Genomic DNA, 15,737 nt, shown 5'->3' with positions numbered 1-15,737 from the left:
TTCATGACGAACGTCGAACGTCCCTGTGTTCGCCACACGCCCCACCCCGCCCCACCCGCGATCCATTGCGGATACATGACAGACGCATGACAAGGCGTCAACTCCCTTGATCTGGACCGGCGCAGCGGCCACGCTACTGATCGCGACGGGAGCGGTACTCACCGCTCCCGTCTCCGTGTGCGTCTCCCGCACACCCCACTGTCGCGTCGCCCGACCCCGGGCGCGCCGCCCATGAGGAGGACTCCCTCGTAATGGCCACGCTGCGCAGCAAGAAGACCGTGATCGCCGCCGCGATCTCGACCGCCACCGCCGCCGCCGTACTCGGCGCGGTCACCGCCCTGCCCGCCCAGGCCGCCCCCGCCGAGGGCACCGTCATCGCGGCCGGCTCGGCCGACGCGGTCAAGGACAGTTACCTCGTCACGCTGAAGACGAGCTCGGGTCTCAAGGCCACCACGGACCGGGGCAGGAACCTCATAGCCCGGTACGGCGGCTCGGTGCACAAGACGTTCGGATCCGCGCTCAACGGCTACTCCGTGCGGCTGAGCGCGCCGGAAGCCCGGAGACTCGCCGCCGACCCGGCGGTCGCCACCGTCGAGCAGAACCAGAGACTCCACGTCGACGCCACGCAGTCCAACGCCCCCTGGGGCCTGGACCGCATCGACCAGCCGAAGCTTCCGCTGTCCGGCACCTACACTTATCCGGACAGCGCGGGCGGCGGCGTCACCGCGTACGTCATCGACACCGGCGTACGCATCACGCACACCGAGATCAGCGGCCGTGCCGTGAACGGTTACGACGCCGTGGACGGCGACAACACCGCCCAGGACGGCAACGGTCACGGCACGCACGTCGCCACCACCATCGCGGGCACGACGTACGGCGTGGCCAAGAAGGCCAAGATCGTGGCTGTCCGCGTGCTCGACAACAACGGCTCCGGCACCACCGCCGGGGTCGTCGCGGGCATCGACTGGGTGACCTCCCACCACGCCGCCGGAGCCCCCGCCGTGGCCAACCTGTCGCTCGGCGGCGGCGCGTCCACCACCCTGGACAACGCGGTGAAGAAGTCCATCGCCGACGGTGTGAGCTACGCCGTCGCGGCGGGCAACGAAGGCACCAACGCCGCCAATTCGTCCCCGGCCCGGGTCCCGGAGGCCATCACGGTCGGCGCGTCGAGCAACACCGACGCGCGGGCCAGCTGGTCCAACTACGGCTCGGTCCTCGACCTCTTCGCGCCGGGCGTCAGCATCAAGGCGGGGTGGAACACCGGCGACACCGCGACCAACACCATTTCGGGCACGTCCATGGCGACCCCGCACGTCGCGGGCGCCGCGGCGGTCTACCTGGCGGGCCACACCTCGGCCACGCCGGCGCAGGTCTCCTCGGCCCTGGTGAACGGCGCCACGCCGAACGTGGTGACCGGCCCGGGCTCGGGTTCGCCGAACAAGCTCCTCAAGATCGTCCCGTAACCCATCGCGGCGTCACTCATCACGCCGTCGCTCATCGCGGCGTCACTCATCGCGGCGTCGTTCTGCATCGCGTAACTCTCCGCCGCGTACGCGCTGTTGCGTCCCGGAGGCCGTCGTCGCCTCCGGGACGCCTTCGCGCGCCGAGCCCCGCCGCGACGAGCAGCAGCCCGCCCAGCATCACGAACGGTGCGGCCACACCCGCCACTCCGGCGATCAGGCCCGCCGACGCGGGGGCGGCGACCTGGCCCAGGCGGTTGCCGGTCAGGCGCAGCGCGAGCGCCGTCGAGCGGGCGTCGGCCGGGGCCGCATGGACGACCGTCGTCATCGAGAGCGGCTGGCCGACCCCCAGGCAGAAGCCGAGCAGGACCAGCATCGCGCCGAGGCCCCACACCGGCACGGGCAGCGCGACCCCCGCGCAGAGCAGCGCGCCAAGGGCGCAGGTGGCGACGGTCAGGGCGGTCCGGCCGAGGAGTTCGATGAGCGGCGTCATCACCAGGCGGCAGGCGATGGTCGCCGCGGCCCGCAGCGAGAGCAGCAGCCCGACCGTGGCGGGTGCGATGCCCCGGTGCTCGCCGACCACCGGCAGGTAGGCGGTGAGGATATCCGTCGCGGAGAGCACGGCGAGGCTGATGAAGATGCCCGCGGGGACGCCCCGGGCCCGCAGGATCCGCTTGACCGGCACCTTCGGGGCCCGCCGCGCCGGACCGCCCGCGGCACGGACGTGCTCGATGCGCCACAGCGAGGTCAGCGAGACCGCGCCGACCGCCGCCGAGGCGAGCAGGGCGAGGGCGCTGGTGCGCTCGATGTCGGCGCCGATCAGGGCGCCCGCCGCGAGCGGCCCGGCCAGCTGGCCGAGCGAGGCGCCGATGGTGAAGTGGCCGAAGTTGCGGTCGTGTTCGTCGGGTGCGGACTGCCGGGCGACGATCGACTGGGCGCCGATCACGAAGCAGAGGTGGCCGAGCCCCATCACGCCGCTCCACGCGGCCATCGCGCCGAGGGAGCCGGCCGTGCCGCTGAGCGCGCAGCCGCCGGAGATCAGGACGACGCCGACGGGCAGCAGCGGCGCGCACCGCCCATGGTCCGTCCTGCGCCCGAGCGGCACGGCGGCGAAGAGCGGGAGCAGGGCGTAGACGCCCGCGATGACGCCGACGGCCCGTTCGTCGGCGCCCAGCGAGAGGGCCCGGTAGGAGACGGCGGGCCGCGCCATCGACACCGCCGCCTGCGCGAAGCCGAAGGCGATGACGAGACGGAGCAGCCAGCCCCTGCCACCGGGCCCGGATGACGCGGTCGGCATCAGATGATGCCGAAGAGGATTCCGGCGCCGAGCACCACGAGCGAGGTGAGCACGGCCCACTTGACGGTGAACCTGGTGTGGTCGCCGAACTCGACCTTGGCCATGCCGACGAGGACGTACACGGCGGGCACCAGCGGGCTCGACATGTGCAGGGCCTGTCCGGCGATGGAGGCGCGGGCGATCTCCAGGGTGGAGACGCCGTGCGCCTGGCCCGCCTCGGCGAGGACCGGCAGGACGCCGAAGTAGAAGCCGTCGTTGGACATGAAGTACGTGAGCGGGATGGAGAGCAGGCCGGTCACCAGGCCCATCTGCGGGCCCATGCCGTCGGGGATGGCGTCGACGAGCCAGTCGGCCATGTGGTCGACCATGCCGGTGCCGGTGAGGACGCCGGTGAAGACGGCGGCGGCGAAGACCATGCCGGTGACGTTGAGGACGTTCTCCGCGTGGGCGGCGATGCGGGCCTTCTGGTCGGGCATGTGCGGGAAGTTGACGGTGAGGGCGAGCGCGGCGCCGAGCAGGAAGAGAACCGGGATCGGCAGCCATTCCATGATCATGGCGGTGAGCAGCAGGACGGTGAGGGCCGCGTTGAACCAGTAGAGCTTGGGGCGCAGCGTCGCGCGGTGCGGGTCGAGGCCCTGGAAGCCGTCGTCGTCCGTGTCGTCCGTGTCGCCCGGACCGGCCGCGGGGGCGGAGGCTGGGGCGGCCGCGTCGGTGCCGGAGCCGGGTCCGCCGGTGGTCTTCTTCGTGAGCGACGTACGCCCTTCACCGCCACCCGCGCCCACGAGCACCGTCCCGTCGGCCGTCTCCTTCTCCAGACCCTCGTCCTTCAGGATCTCGTCCTTCAGTACCTCGTCCTTCAGGACCTCGTCGAGCGACAGCGTGCCGAGCCGCTTGCGCTCGCGCAGCCCCAGTGCGTACGAGAGGAGGAACACCGCGACGAGACCCATGGCGAGCGCCGGGATCATCGGTACGAAGATGTCGGCCGCGTCGACCTTCAGGGCGGTCGCCGCGCGGGCCGTCGGACCGCCCCAGGGCAGCGTGTTCATGACGCCGTTGGCGGTGGCGGCGACGCCCGTCATGACGACGAGGCTCATCTTGAGGCGCTTGTAGAGCGGATACATCGCCGAGACCGTGATCATGAAGGTCGTCGAGCCGTCGCCGTCGAGCGAGACGATCGCGGCGAGCACGGCGGTGCCGACGACGATGCGCATCGGGTCCGCCTTGCAGAAGCGGAGGATGCCGCGGACGACCGGGTCGAAGAGCCCGACGTCGATCATGACGCCGAAGTACACGATGGCGAACATGAGCATGGCCGCCGTGGGCGCCAGATTGCCGACGCCGTCGAGGACGTAGTCCCCGAGATGGGCGCCCTTTCCTACGAACACGCAGAAGAGCGCGGGGATCAGCACCAGTGCCGCGATCGGCGACATCTTCTTCATCATGATCAGCACCAGGAAGGTGGCGATCATGACGAATCCGAGGATTGTCAGCATGGGGGCTACCTATCGTTCACCATCGAACTCCCACCAGGTCTGGCGGTCCGGATGACGTTAGGACCCGCCATCCAGCGTTAACAAGATGTTGACGCGCGAGCAATAAGCGCAAAACTCCTGGTCAACGACGTACGTCCGGCGCCGGTGCGGCTGGGGCCCAGGGCCGGTCGAAGAGGACCAGGCCGTTGCGGGTGCCCACGGCCAGTTCGCCCCCGGGGCCGACGGCCAGGGCGGTGCAGACGGAGGGCAGGACGAGGCGGCTGCGGGCCTTGCCGTCGCGCACGCCCACGACGGCGAGCGCCCCGCGCGCCGCCACCGCGTACTCCCCGGCTCCCGGGAACAGCGCCACGAGCTTGATGTCGAGCAGCGCGGGCGCGTGCTCGTGGGAGGCGGCGAGGGAGGGGGCGACCGCCTTGGCCCGCCGGGCGCCCTCCAGGCGGGTCCGCCGGTCGACGGGCCGCGCCAGGGCGGCGAGGGGCTCCTCCATGGGCAGGATCCTGGTCTGCTCCCGGCCGACCACGAGCAGCTCGTGGCGCCCGCCCGCACTCAGCGCGAACGTCCCCCACGCGGCGCGGTCCGGCAGGTGCAGGCGGCGCCCGGTCGTCGCGTCCACGAGGTACAGCCCGTCGTGGACGGTCGGCAGGGCGACGAGGAGCCGGTCCCCGAACCGCAGCGCGCGCAGGTCGGAGAAGGACGGCTCCCGGCCGGGATCGAAGCAGGGCACGTCGAGCCGGGGCCCGTCCCGCACGTCGTGCACGGCAAGGCGGCTGGCGTCGGGGCCGCTCCACACGGCCAGCGAGAGGAGGCTCTGCACGCCGTCCCCGTCCGGCGGGAGCGCGGCGAGCCAGGCGGGGCCGTGCGCGCTGTGCTCGACGGGTGTGCGCAGCGGGGCACCGGCCCGCCGCACCACGCGCCCGTCGCCGCGCGCGAAGTCCCAGTACTCCAGGACGCCGAGCTCGCTGCGGGCGAAGAGCAGGGGCCGCGGCGCGCCGTCGGGGACGGGCCACCGGGCGGCCACCAGCTCCCGCACCCCGCTCTCGCACACCGGACGCAGCCGCTGGGTCAGCAGGCCGTCGCCGCCGTCGCGCACCTGGAGCGAGCCGTCCGGGCTGCCCGCCACGACGTCGGTACGGCCGTTGACGGTGACGGTGGTGACGGCGGAGACCGGGCGGACCGCGTCCACCGCCTCCGTCAGGTCCCAGCCCTGCGCGGTCGCCGCCAGACGCCACAGGTGGCCGAGGTCGTCCCCGCACAGCAAGGCGTCGCCCGCGGCGCCGAACGACGTGACGGGCACGGGCATCCGGCGCTCCCACAGCGCGCCCGAGGCCGCCCGTCCCGGCAGGACCACAAGGCGGTGGTCGTCACCGGCGCTGACCGGCCGCGGCCCCGCGGGGCTCGGCGCGAAGGCGACGGCGGACACACGCCCCCGGTGCGCCCGCACCGGTTCACCGGCCGCCCGGCAGGACGGCAGCGACCACTCCCGCACCCTCCCGTCGTCCGCGCCGACGAGGAGACTTCCGCTGCCGTCGGGTGCCAGGGCGAGCGCGCTCGTCCACGCCGGTCCGGCGGGGGCGGGGCCCTGCGCGTACCAGCGGTCGTGGGTGACGTCCCAGCACAGGACACGGCCGGTGTCCGTGCCGACGACGACCACGTCGCGCGCTCCGACACGGCCCGTCGTGAGCCGCGCGGGAACGCCCGGCACGGTGAACTCCCGCTCCGCGACCGGGAGTCCGGCCCGCAGCGCCAGCACCCTGACCCGGCCGCCGCTCTCTCCCGTGACCACGAGGTCACGGCCGTCGGCGGTGCGGCCGACGGCCGCGCATTCGATCAGGGACATGTCCCAGGGGCCCGGCCACGGCACGTCGAGGCGCCACAGCTCTTTGGAGTCGGCCGGGTCCCAGCAGTGGATCTCGTGGTCCTTGCCCACGCTCACCAGCACCGCCCCGCCGCCCGCTCCCCGCACCTCGCCGACCGCGAGCACCGGGCCGTGGTGGGCGGTGAACTGGGTGGAGTCCGCGGCGTGCGCGGTGGGCCACAGGCGTACGACGCCGTCGCTGCCGCCCACCACGGCCGTGCCGGCCACGGCGCACACCGCCGCCGCCTCGTGCGGACGGACCTGTCCGCCGACACGCTCCCCCGTGACCAGGTCGTACAGCTGGAGCCCGCGCCGGTCCCCCAGCACCGACACGCAGTCCACCGCGCCGAGGGCGAAGGCGGCCACCCGGACGGACGTGCCCGCGTCGGTGCGCAGCGGCAGGCCGACCGGGCGGCCGCTGTCCACGTCGATGCGGTGCAGCTCCCCGCGCGACGTCGCGACCGCGGCGAGCCACTGCCTGCCGGCCTTGCGGACGGCGAGCGAGGCAATGGGCCCCGCGCCCTTGAGGAGGGTCCTGACCCGCAGGCCGTCGCCGAGGGAGGTCAGGCGCACGGTGTCGTCGACCCCCGCGGTCACAAGGAGCTGCCCCTGCGGGTGCTCGGTGACGAGGTCGAGGTGGGTCACCGCGCCGTCGTGGCCCGTCTCCACCACGTCGAAGGCGCTGCTGCGGACGCTCTGCAGCGCGGCGGTGCCGTCCACGTGGCCGAGCAACAGCGTCCCCGGCGGCAGTCCGCGCGGCGCGGCGCAACTCGTGACGTACCGCAGGTTCAGGCCGGAGGTGCGCGGGGCCCGGGTGCCGAAGACGTTCAGACAGGTGGCGGCGAGCCTCTCGTCGCGGGATTGCCGCAGCCGCAGGTCGTACGAGGACACGGACCGCAGCTGCTTGCGGGTGAGCGGCACCTGGGCGGTGACGTTCGCCAGCGCGTAGACCAGGACGGTCCCGTCAGCGAAGCGCAGCGCGGCCCACCCCCGCTCAGCCATCGGGCGATCCGCCCCGGCGAGGACCACCACCTGCTCGGCCGCCGTCAGGACCAGGCGGCCGTACGCGTCCTCGGCGTCGAAGCCCGGCTCCGGCGGCAGCCGCCACGTCGAGCAACCCCCGCTCGGCACGTCCCACAGGTGCAGCAGACGGTCCCGCCTGACCGTGAACGGCCTGCCGAGGGCGTCCAGTTCCGGGTACTCGTCGTGGGAGAGCACCGCGGCGTGCCCGGGTTGCTGCGGCGGTCCCGCCCACGTGTGGGAGAACAGGGTGTTGTCGACCGAGGTGGCCTCCCAGTGCTCCCCGGTGTCCAGGTCCCAGCTCTGCGTGGCCTCCCGCCAGGGCCGCCGCTGGAAGAACCAGGCTTGGTGCCGCTCCGTGTCGGACGCGACCACCCCGTAGGCCGCCCCGTACCCCATCCCCTCATACCGTCGTGAGCCCTCGTGCGGATTCCACGCCGCCCACCGCGCCCGCCACGGCAGCTCTCCGCCCTCGTCGCAGGACGCTGCGAGGGCGTCCGCCCTGCGGCACACCGCCGCGAGCCGCAGCCGGGCCCGCACCCCGGAGTCGGTATCCGTCACGAGCCGGTGCCGCAGCAGCTGTTCCACGTCCCGCACGGCGCGCCCGGCCCTGCGCCCCGCCGCCGTCCTCAACCGCGGTATCGCCGCGAGGAGTTGCCCGCCGTCGGAGTCCAGGACGAAGCGCGCGTCCTGCACCAGCGGGTCGAGGACGCCGCCCTCACCGGCGTGCAGGGCCAGGTAGCGGCGTACGTAGGGGTGGTCGAGGCCGCGCAGGGCCTCGGTGACCTTCCGCTGGACGCGGACGGCGTCCTGGTGTTCGCGCAGGTACTCGATGAGGGCCCGGTGGTAGACGCGGTAGACGGAGCCGCCGCCCTCGACGCTCTCCACGACGTACGATCCCGCGGCCTGCCGCAGCCACACGATGTGTTCGTCGCGGTAGTCGCGTCCGGTGATCGCGGCGGCGAGCCGGGGCCAGATGCCCGCCCAGGGCAGGCCCGCGCCCTGCGCATAGGCCAGCGGGAGAAGCAGGTCCCTGGCCTGTCCGGCGTTGGCCCCGAGGCGCTGCACCAGATCGCGCTCCATCGCCTCGCCGGGCAGCCGCGGGAGCTCGTCGCGCCAGCGCCGGTCGTCGGGGTCGGGCGGGTGCGGTTCGCGGGCGATGGTGCGGGCGGTGATGCGGGCGACGAGGAAGGACCGCCCGGCCGCCTCGGCCACGGCCTGGGCGATGGCGTCGACGAGGCGGTCGTCGGCGGTGGCGAGTGCCGAGCCGGGGACGGTGAGCAGCTTGCGGGTGTAGGCGCGGACGGCTTCGGGGTCGGCGTAGCGCGCGTCGTCGAGGTCGACGCGCCGCGCCGTGCCCGGCAGGCGCCGCGCGATGTGCGGGCGGGCGCCGACCAACAGGCGCAGCGGCAGCTGGCGTTCGGGGTCGGCGAGCGGGATCAGGAGTTCCTCGACGGTCTCGTGCGGGGCGAGCGCCTCGTCCACGGAGTCGACGAGAACCACCAACGGCGCGCTCCTGAGCTGGAGTTCGGCGGCGAGCGCGCCGAGCGATCCGGCGGCGCACCCCGCGGCGGCGGCGATGGCGTCCAGGAGCTGCCGGGTCGACTTGTGGCTCGCGTTGACGGCGACGTCGACGGCGCCGCGCTCGGGGACGGCGGCGGCGGGCAGCTCGCCGCGCTCCACGGAGTCCCTGCGGTCCGGGTCGGTGAGCACCGCCACCATGCCGAGGAGTGAGGACTTGCCGGAGCCGGGGTCGCCGGTGACCACGCACAGGCGCTCGGCGGCCCGCTGCGGAGTGAGCCAGGAGGCCAGGTCGGCGAGGGCCGTGTGCCGGCCGGTGAAGTTCCAGACCTCGTCGTGGGAGACGTCGGTGCCACGGGCGCGGGGCAGGAAGAAGCTCAGGAGTTCCTGTTCGCGTGCGGCCCGTTCCCGGGAGCGCAGGGCGACGATGCGGTCGATCTCGTCGAGCTTCAGGCCGGCCGCGTCCGGGATGTGCCGGGGGTTGGGCAGGAAGGCGGGGATCGCGGCCCTGCCGTGGCTGAACGACCAGACGGGGACCTGGGTCGCGGGCACTTCGGGGTCGGCGGCGACCGCGTTCATGACGTCGTTGAGGCTGATGTGGGCGGGCGCGTGTCCGGCGGTCGCCCGGCGGCGCACGGAGCGGTCGAAGGCGGCGGAGAGCGCCCCGGCGGAGCTCTCCTCCTTGCGCCGCGACGAGGCGACGAGCACGAGCCCGGTGCTGCTCGTGCTCGTGCGGCGGCCGCGTCGCGCCTCCAGGGCGCTGCTCAGGGCCTTGTCCGTGCCCTCCTCCGCGTAACAGGCGTCGATCATCACGAGGAGGCGTTCGAAGACGGTCTCCTCCCACAGCTGGGCGATCAGGTCGTCGGTGGGCAGTGCGGTGCCGCGCAGGTCGTCCGCGTCGCTGTCGGCGAGGAGGAGGTAGTGGCGGCCGCTGTCCTGCGAGGTGACGCCATGCGTGGCGATGTAGAGCACCACGTAGTCGTCGGGGGTCCGTTCCGGTGCCCGCGCGAACGTGCGCAGGGCGGCCAGGAGTCCGGCGCGGGTGGGGTCGATGCCGGGGTCGGCGCCCGGCCGGTAGCCGAGCGTGCCGAGGAAGAGGTCGTCGATCCGGCGGACGTCGTCGGCCAGTTCGGGCAGGGCGAGTTCGGGGTGGCGGTGCACGTCGGTCACCGCGGTGGAGATCAGGAAGCGGCGCGGGGCGTCGCCCGGCGGGCCGGCCGTCTCAGCCGAGGTGGCAGCCATCGGATACCGCCCGGCCTGCCTCGGGGGTGTTGAGGTAGCGGGTCGCGTCGTGGGCCCGGGCGCCGTTGTGCACCAGGTGGTTCACGACCCGCTCGCCGAAGAGCGGCCTGAGGTCCTTGGCGGGCGCGACGGCGTCGCCCGCGTCCGCGATGTTCGTCCAGTGGGCGACGCGGCCCGGCCAGCGGCCGGGACCGGCGCCCTCGCCGGTGCGCAGCCGCTGGAAGACCAGGGTGCGGATGCCCAGCGGGGAGCCGAGCGTCACGAGCGAGCGCACCGGCCACTCGGGGTGGGCGCAGAGCGCCTCGTAGGCGACCACGCTGCCCAGGGAGTGGCCGACGATCACCCGGGTGTCGTCGGTGACGGCCGCCCCGGCGCGGCGCTGCACGGCTTCGTGCACGGCCGGGTCGCAGAGGTAGGCACGGACCTGCTTCAGGTCGTGGACGAGGGCGCGCATCGCCAGGCCCGCGAAGAAGCGCGAGTTGCCGAGGGCGTTGAGGGCCCGCTGGACGGAGCGCGGGGCGCGGACGAGGGTCCTGGCGTCGGGCGCCACGACCGCCGGGTCGGTACGGGCCGCCTCTTCCCAGAGCGCGAGCAGCAGCTCCGTCTCGAATCCGGCTTCGACGTCACCGGCGTCCAGCGGCGCGTCCCGCGCGGCCAGGGTGCGGCCCCGGGGGCGGAACAGGTCGCCGTAGAAGGCGCACGTCACGTCGTCCGCGTCGAGTGCGGGGGCTTCGGCCCTGGTCAGCCCGTCGGCCAGCGCGGGAAACCAGTCCCCGTGCAACTCCCTTTCGCCGCCGTACTGTTGACCGATGCCGTGCAGGCAGACCACTCGCGCCATCGAGCACCCCCGGCTCCTCCTTCGGGTGCGATCACCTTAGCAACGAAGGCCGCGCCCGCGCCCTGCCTCAGCGGGGTCCTTCGAGGCGGCGTCGCAGATAGGCGTGGAGCAACTCCCGCGCTTCGTCGATCAGTTGGGCGTCCCCGGCCGGATCGGCGCGGAACGCCAGCTGGAGGACCGCGTCGACCGCCTCGACGCCGACCAGCATCGTGCGGCGCAGGACTGCGTCGAGCGGGCGGCCCAGGTGGACGGCGAGCAGGGCGGCCACCCGCTCGGCGACCTGGAGGTTCGCGTCGGGCATCGCCTCGGGGGCGGAGGGGACGCCGAAGTCGACGAGGCCGAAGCCTGGCACCGTGCGCATCATCACCAGGTACTCGTCGAAGGCGGCGTCGACGGCCCCGCGCCAGTCGCCGTGCTCGACGCCGGTCACCCGGGCGGCCACCCGTTCCGCGTACGCGTCGAGGTTGCGGTGGGCCAGCGCGTCCGCGAGCGCCCTCTTGTTGCCGAAGAACCGGTAGAGCGACCCGATCGGGACGCCCGCGCGCTGGGCCACGGCGCGGGTGGTGAGGCCTTCGTAGCCGGTCTCGTCCAGGACGGCGGCGCAGGCGTCGAGGATCCGCGTCAGGCGCTCGGCGCTGCGCTCCTGCACGGGGACGCGGCGCAGGGAGGCCGGGGGCCGCGGGTCGGGTCGCGGGTCCTTGGGCGGGTTCGGGTGGGGCATTCCGGGAGAGTAGAGCATCGCTCACCTTCCCGCTTCCTCTTGCGGAAGGAAAAAGTGAATCCTACGGTGTCCCATAGGAATCACTGACGAGGGAGCGGTGTGATGATCGGGGACCACGCAGGCAACGCGGGCCGGGCGGACGCGAGCGAGGCACGCAAGACCGCCGAGGGGCTGGCCTACCTCTCCGGCTTCGGCAACGAACACAGCTCCGAAGCCGTGCCCGGCGCCCTGCCGCACGGCCGCAACTCCCCCCAGCGCGCACCCCTCGGCCTCTACGCCGAGCAGCTGAGCGGCAGCGCCTTCACCGAGCCCCGCGCGCACAACCGCCGCTCGTGGCTGTACCGCATCCGCCCCTCGGCCGCGCACCCGCGCTTCACCCGCGTCGACAACGGCGCCCTGCGCACCGCCCCCTTCGCCGAGTCGGTCCCCGACCCGAACCGGCTGCGCTGGAACCCGCTCCCCGAGCCCGCGCCCGGCACGGACTTCCTGGCGGGCCTGTGGACCCTGGGCGGCAACGGCGACGCGACCCAGCGCACCGGCATGGGCATCCACCTCTACCACGCCAACTCCTCGATGCGGGACCGGGTGTTCAGCGACGCCGACGGCGAGCTGCTCATCGTGCCCGAGCACGGCGGACTGCTCCTGCGCACCGAGTTCGGGCTGCTGCACGCCGGGCCGGGCGAGGTCGCGCTGATCCCCCGCGGCGTCCGCTTCCGCGTGGAGCTCCTCGACGCGAGCGCGCGCGGGTACGTGTGCGAGAACTACGGCGCGCCCTTCCAGCTCCCCGATCTCGGCCCGATCGGCGCCAACGGCCTGGCGAACGCCCGGGACTTCCGGGCGCCCGTGGCGGCGTACGAGGACGTCGAGGGCCCGGTGGAGGTGGTGAACAAGTTCTGCGGCAACCTGTGGCGTGCGACGTACGACCACTCGCCGCTCGACGTGGTCGCCTGGCACGGCAACCACGTTCCGTACGTGTACGACCTGCACCGCTTCAACGTGATCGGCTCGATCAGCTACGACCACCCGGACCCGTCGATCTTCACCGTCCTGACCTCGCCGTCCGACACCCCGGGCCTCGCGGGCGTCGACTTCGTCGTGTTCGCGCCGCGCTGGCTGGTGGGCGAGGACACCTTCCGCCCGCCGTATTTCCACCGAAACGTGATGAGCGAGTACATGGGCCTGATCGAGGGCGCGTACGACGCGAAGGCCGAGGGCTTCGTGCCCGGCGGCGGATCGCTGCACAACATGATGTCCGCGCACGGACCCGACCGCGAGACCTTCGAGAAGGCGTCGGCGGCCGAGCTGAAGCCGCAGAAGATCGACGACGGCCTCGCCTTCATGTTCGAGACCCGCTGGCCGGTGACGGCGACGGAGCAGGCGGCGACCGCGTCCCACCTGCAGCGCGGCTACGACGACGTGTGGCAGGGTCTGGAGCGCCACTTCCGTAACTGACGCGAAACCACTCTGATTCGGAGAGACGTGACCGCTTTCGCCCCGGACTCGATCGTCCTGAATCGGAAACTCCCGCTCTGGTACCAGGTGTCGCAGTCCCTGCGCGCCTCGATACTGGGCCGCGCCCCCGAGGCCCCGCTCCGGCTGCCCACCGAGGAGCAGTTGGCGGGGCACTACGGCGTGAGCGTGCTGACCATGCGGCAGGCGCTCAAGGAGCTGGAGGACGAGGGTCTGATCACCCGCCACCGGCGGCGCGGCACCTTCATCGAGCCGAGCGCGCACCGCGGCTCGCCCGTGCGCCTGCTCGGCTCGGTCGACGCGATCGTGGCCCAGCAGTCGGGCATGACCACGCGGCTCCTCGACCACGGCACCGCCCCGCTCCCCGCCGAACTCGCCGGGCACTTCCCGGACTCGGCCGAGGTGGCGACGTACCACCGGCTGCGCTGCGACGAGAAGACCGGGGAGCCCACCAACCACGCCCGCAACTACGTCCGCCCCGAACTGGCCGCCCGCATCGAGCCGGACGACCTCGTGCGCTGGCCCATGACGAAGGTCCTGCGCGACGTGGTGGGCGTCCGCATCAGCCGCATCACCGACACCGTCGAGGCCACGCTCGCCGACCCGGAGACCGCCCGGCTCCTCGAAGTGCCGCTGCTCAGCCCGATCCTGCACTACACGGGCATCACCTACGACGAGGACGGCCGGACTCTGGACGTCGCCCGCATCCACTACCGCGGCGACCGCTTCTCCTTCTCGGTCACGCTCGACGCCACGTGACGGACCCGGCCGGACACGTCGTACGATGCCGGGCGTGACGCACGACGAAGCGCCGCTGCTCGCGGACCTCATGCCGTGGTCCGTCGCACCGCTCCGGCCGGGACGCGGGTGGCCGATGGGCCCGGACGCCGCATCCCTGAAGGCCCGCTGGGACGCCCTCGTCCGCGCCCGCGGCGACGACCGCGAGGCCCTCTTCCGCCCCACGCGCGCCCGCACCCTGCACACCGCGGTGGCCCAACTCCCCGGCCACCACGGCGGAACGGGCCGCCTGGCCAGGGAGAGCGGCCCCTGCCCCGAGCCCGTCCGCGTCCTGCACGGCCCCTACGACGAGCAGTGGCTGATCCCCGACCACCGCCTCCTGGACGTCGCCCGCCCCGAACTGTGGCGGGTCGCGGGCGCGGGTCAGCTCTTCGCCGTGGAGCAGGGGTACGTGCCCGGGGCGGCGGGTCCGGCCGTCCTCGCGTCCGGGGTACTGCCGGACGGGCGCTCGCCCGCCGGGCGGCCCGGGCGGATCCGGCCCCTGTTCCGCCGCCCCGGGGGCCTGGAACCCAATGTGGCGCCGGGGCTGCTCGTGTGGCTGGCGGAGGTGCTCGGCCAGGAGGTCACCGCGCGGGACCTCCTGGCGTGGGTGCTCGCGGCCGGCACCGGGTCGGCCGCGGGCTGCCGGGTGCCGCTCACCCGCGATGCCGGTGTCTGGGCGCGGGGCGTGCAGCTCGGCCGACGGCTGCTCCGGCTGCGGCTGCGCGGCAACGGCGAGCGGCCCAAGCTCCCCGGCGGCCGCAGGCCGTACGTCCGGGCCCCGCTGCCCGCCCGGCCCACCGCCCTCGCGTACGACGCCGAGGAGGAGATCCTGCGGATCGGCGACGAGGGCGTCATCTCACCGGTGCCGAGGGAGGCGTGGGAGTACGAGGTGAGCGGAGTGCGCGTCGTGGAGCGCTGGTTCGCGCTGCGCACGGAGGCGGCGGAGGCGGGGACGCTCGAAGCGATCCGGCCCGCGACCTGGCCCCGGACGTGGACGTCCGAGCTGCTCGAACTGATCACGGTTCTTGCGCTGACGGCCGAACTCGGCCCTGAGCGGGAGCAGTTGGCGGCGTCCCTGCACGCCACCGTCACCGAGGACGAGCTGCGCCGGGCAGGCGTCCTGCCCGTCCCCGACGCGGCCCGCCGCCCCGCCTCGGTCCTCGACCACCACGAAGAGGGCCCGGACGGGCAGTTCGCGCTGCTCTGAGGTCTGAGGTCTGAGGACCACGGTCTAGCCGTCCGACCCGGCACCCTCCCGCACCGCGGGCCGGAACGAGTCGAGGAGGCGGCGGAGCGCCCGCTCGAAGCTCTCGTCCGCGCCGCCGGGCGGCGGCGCCCCCGTCAGCATCGCCGACAGCCGCGGATACGCCCCGCCCGCCAACTGCCCTGCCAGGTAGGCGAACCGCACCTCCTGCTCCTGATCCGCCGACCACGGCAGGCCCCTGGTGCGCTCGGCGATCGCGATCTCGTTGGCCACGGACGTCAGCGCCGTGCCGTTGACCATCGCGATGAGCTCCATCTTGGTGCCGTGGGGCGCGTCCAGGGTCTCCAGGACACCGAGGCAGTGTTCCAGATAGCGCAGCGCGTTCGGGCTGAAACCGTGGACCGTCGACATCACGCGCACCATCCACGGGTGCCGGTGCAGGATCGCCCGGGCCTGCCGCCCGATGCCGAGCATCCCGGCGTACCAGTCGCCGCCCACGGCCTCCTCGGACAGCTCGTACTCGCCGCTGACCGCGTCGACCATGAGCTCGTAGAGGTCCTCCTTGCGCGGTACGTAGTTGTACAGCGACATGGTGCCGCAGCCCAGCTCACCCGCCACGCGCCGCATGGACACCGCGTCGATGCCGTCCGCGTCGGCGATGCGGACGGCCGCCGCCGCGATGTCGGCCCTGCTGTACGCGGGCCGGGGGCCGCGGCCCGCACGCTCGGGGCGCGCCCAGATCACTTCGGGAGTGGCCGCTCGGCCCGCCATGGATCATCACCTCGCCCACCATGTTAGTTACGTACAGCGTACGTAGTGAGGTACGGTGCCGC

At 73.5% G+C, this 15,737-nt stretch carries 10 protein-coding genes; 4 read left to right on the top strand and 6 right to left on the bottom strand.

Annotated elements, in window-relative coordinates; genetic code table 11:
* Positions 1 to 251 precede the first annotated feature (251 nt).
* The gene (locus ACFVYL_RS18360; protein WP_389717085.1) at positions 252 to 1,466 is read left to right on the top strand and encodes a S8 family serine peptidase; all 1,215 of its coding nucleotides are present in this window, start codon (positions 252 to 254) and stop codon (positions 1,464 to 1,466) included.
* Between the two features lie 46 nt (positions 1,467 to 1,512).
* Here ACFVYL_RS18360 and ACFVYL_RS18355 read toward each other — a convergent pair whose 3' ends face one another.
* The 5 genes from ACFVYL_RS18355 to ACFVYL_RS18335 all read right to left on the bottom strand — a co-directional run bounded on the left by ACFVYL_RS18355 (position 1,513) and on the right by ACFVYL_RS18335 (position 11,450).
* Complete coding sequence (locus ACFVYL_RS18355; RefSeq protein WP_389717082.1) at positions 1,513 to 2,760, bottom strand: MFS transporter; 1,248 nt, start codon at positions 2,758 to 2,760, stop codon at positions 1,513 to 1,515.
* Complete coding sequence (locus ACFVYL_RS18350; protein ID WP_389717080.1) at positions 2,760 to 4,253, bottom strand: CitMHS family transporter; 1,494 nt, start codon at positions 4,251 to 4,253, stop codon at positions 2,760 to 2,762. Before ACFVYL_RS18350 ends, ACFVYL_RS18355 begins: the two co-directional genes overlap by 1 nt.
* 121 nt (positions 4,254 to 4,374) lie before the next feature.
* Positions 4,375 to 9,891 (bottom strand): caspase family protein, encoded by a 5,517-nt coding sequence (locus ACFVYL_RS18345; protein ID WP_389717078.1) that lies wholly within the window; start codon positions 9,889 to 9,891, stop codon positions 4,375 to 4,377.
* Positions 9,872 to 10,729, bottom strand: coding sequence for a hypothetical protein (locus tag ACFVYL_RS18340; RefSeq protein ID WP_389717075.1), 858 nt, complete (start codon positions 10,727 to 10,729; stop codon positions 9,872 to 9,874). Before ACFVYL_RS18340 ends, ACFVYL_RS18345 begins: the two co-directional genes overlap by 20 nt.
* Before the next feature lie 67 nt (positions 10,730 to 10,796).
* Positions 10,797 to 11,450 (bottom strand): TetR/AcrR family transcriptional regulator, encoded by a 654-nt coding sequence (locus ACFVYL_RS18335; protein ID WP_389717073.1) that lies wholly within the window; start codon positions 11,448 to 11,450, stop codon positions 10,797 to 10,799.
* 102 nt (positions 11,451 to 11,552) lie between these two features.
* On the opposite strand from ACFVYL_RS18335, the gene hmgA reads away from it, so the two are divergent.
* The 3 genes from hmgA to ACFVYL_RS18320 are packed head-to-tail and all read left to right on the top strand — an operon-like array spanning position 11,553 to position 14,907.
* A complete protein-coding gene (gene hmgA, locus ACFVYL_RS18330) occupies positions 11,553 to 12,902 on the top strand; it encodes a homogentisate 1,2-dioxygenase (RefSeq protein WP_389717070.1) in 1,350 nt (449 codons plus the stop codon).
* Positions 12,903 to 12,929: 27 nt separating this feature from the next.
* Positions 12,930 to 13,679: a GntR family transcriptional regulator gene (locus ACFVYL_RS18325; RefSeq protein WP_389717068.1), complete on the top strand. Its 750-nt coding sequence runs from the start codon at positions 12,930 to 12,932 to the stop codon at positions 13,677 to 13,679.
* A gap of 25 nt (positions 13,680 to 13,704) precedes the next feature.
* Complete coding sequence (locus tag ACFVYL_RS18320) at positions 13,705 to 14,907, top strand: type ISP restriction/modification enzyme (protein ID WP_389717065.1); 1,203 nt, start codon at positions 13,705 to 13,707, stop codon at positions 14,905 to 14,907.
* Positions 14,908 to 14,931: 24 nt separating this feature from the next.
* Here ACFVYL_RS18320 and ACFVYL_RS18315 read toward each other — a convergent pair whose 3' ends face one another.
* Complete coding sequence (locus tag ACFVYL_RS18315; protein ID WP_389717062.1) at positions 14,932 to 15,675, bottom strand: TetR/AcrR family transcriptional regulator; 744 nt, start codon at positions 15,673 to 15,675, stop codon at positions 14,932 to 14,934.
* Between the last annotated feature and the right edge of the window lie 62 nt (positions 15,676 to 15,737).

The organism is Streptomyces sp. NPDC058308 (assembly GCF_042880275.1).
In the GTDB taxonomy this organism is placed as follows: domain Bacteria; phylum Actinomycetota; class Actinomycetes; order Streptomycetales; family Streptomycetaceae; genus Streptomyces.
Note: the sequence above shows the minus strand (reverse complement) of the source record. Positions and strands in the feature narration are given on the sequence as shown.

Coding starts and splice junctions, on each gene's coding strand:
- ACFVYL_RS18360 (WP_389717085.1), top strand. CDS start 252: ATGGCCACGCTGCGCAGCAAGAAGACCGTGATCGCCGCCGCGATCTCG.
- ACFVYL_RS18355 (WP_389717082.1), bottom strand. CDS start 2,760: ATGCCGACCGCGTCATCCGGGCCCGGTGGCAGGGGCTGGCTGCTCCGT.
- ACFVYL_RS18350 (WP_389717080.1), bottom strand. CDS start 4,253: ATGCTGACAATCCTCGGATTCGTCATGATCGCCACCTTCCTGGTGCTG.
- ACFVYL_RS18345 (WP_389717078.1), bottom strand. CDS start 9,891: ATGGCTGCCACCTCGGCTGAGACGGCCGGCCCGCCGGGCGACGCCCCG.
- ACFVYL_RS18340 (WP_389717075.1), bottom strand. CDS start 10,729: ATGGCGCGAGTGGTCTGCCTGCACGGCATCGGTCAACAGTACGGCGGC.
- ACFVYL_RS18335 (WP_389717073.1), bottom strand. CDS start 11,450: ATGCCCCACCCGAACCCGCCCAAGGACCCGCGACCCGACCCGCGGCCC.
- hmgA (WP_389717070.1), top strand. CDS start 11,553: ATGATCGGGGACCACGCAGGCAACGCGGGCCGGGCGGACGCGAGCGAG.
- ACFVYL_RS18320 (WP_389717065.1), top strand. CDS start 13,705: ATGCCGGGCGTGACGCACGACGAAGCGCCGCTGCTCGCGGACCTCATG.
- ACFVYL_RS18315 (WP_389717062.1), bottom strand. CDS start 15,675: ATGGCGGGCCGAGCGGCCACTCCCGAAGTGATCTGGGCGCGCCCCGAG.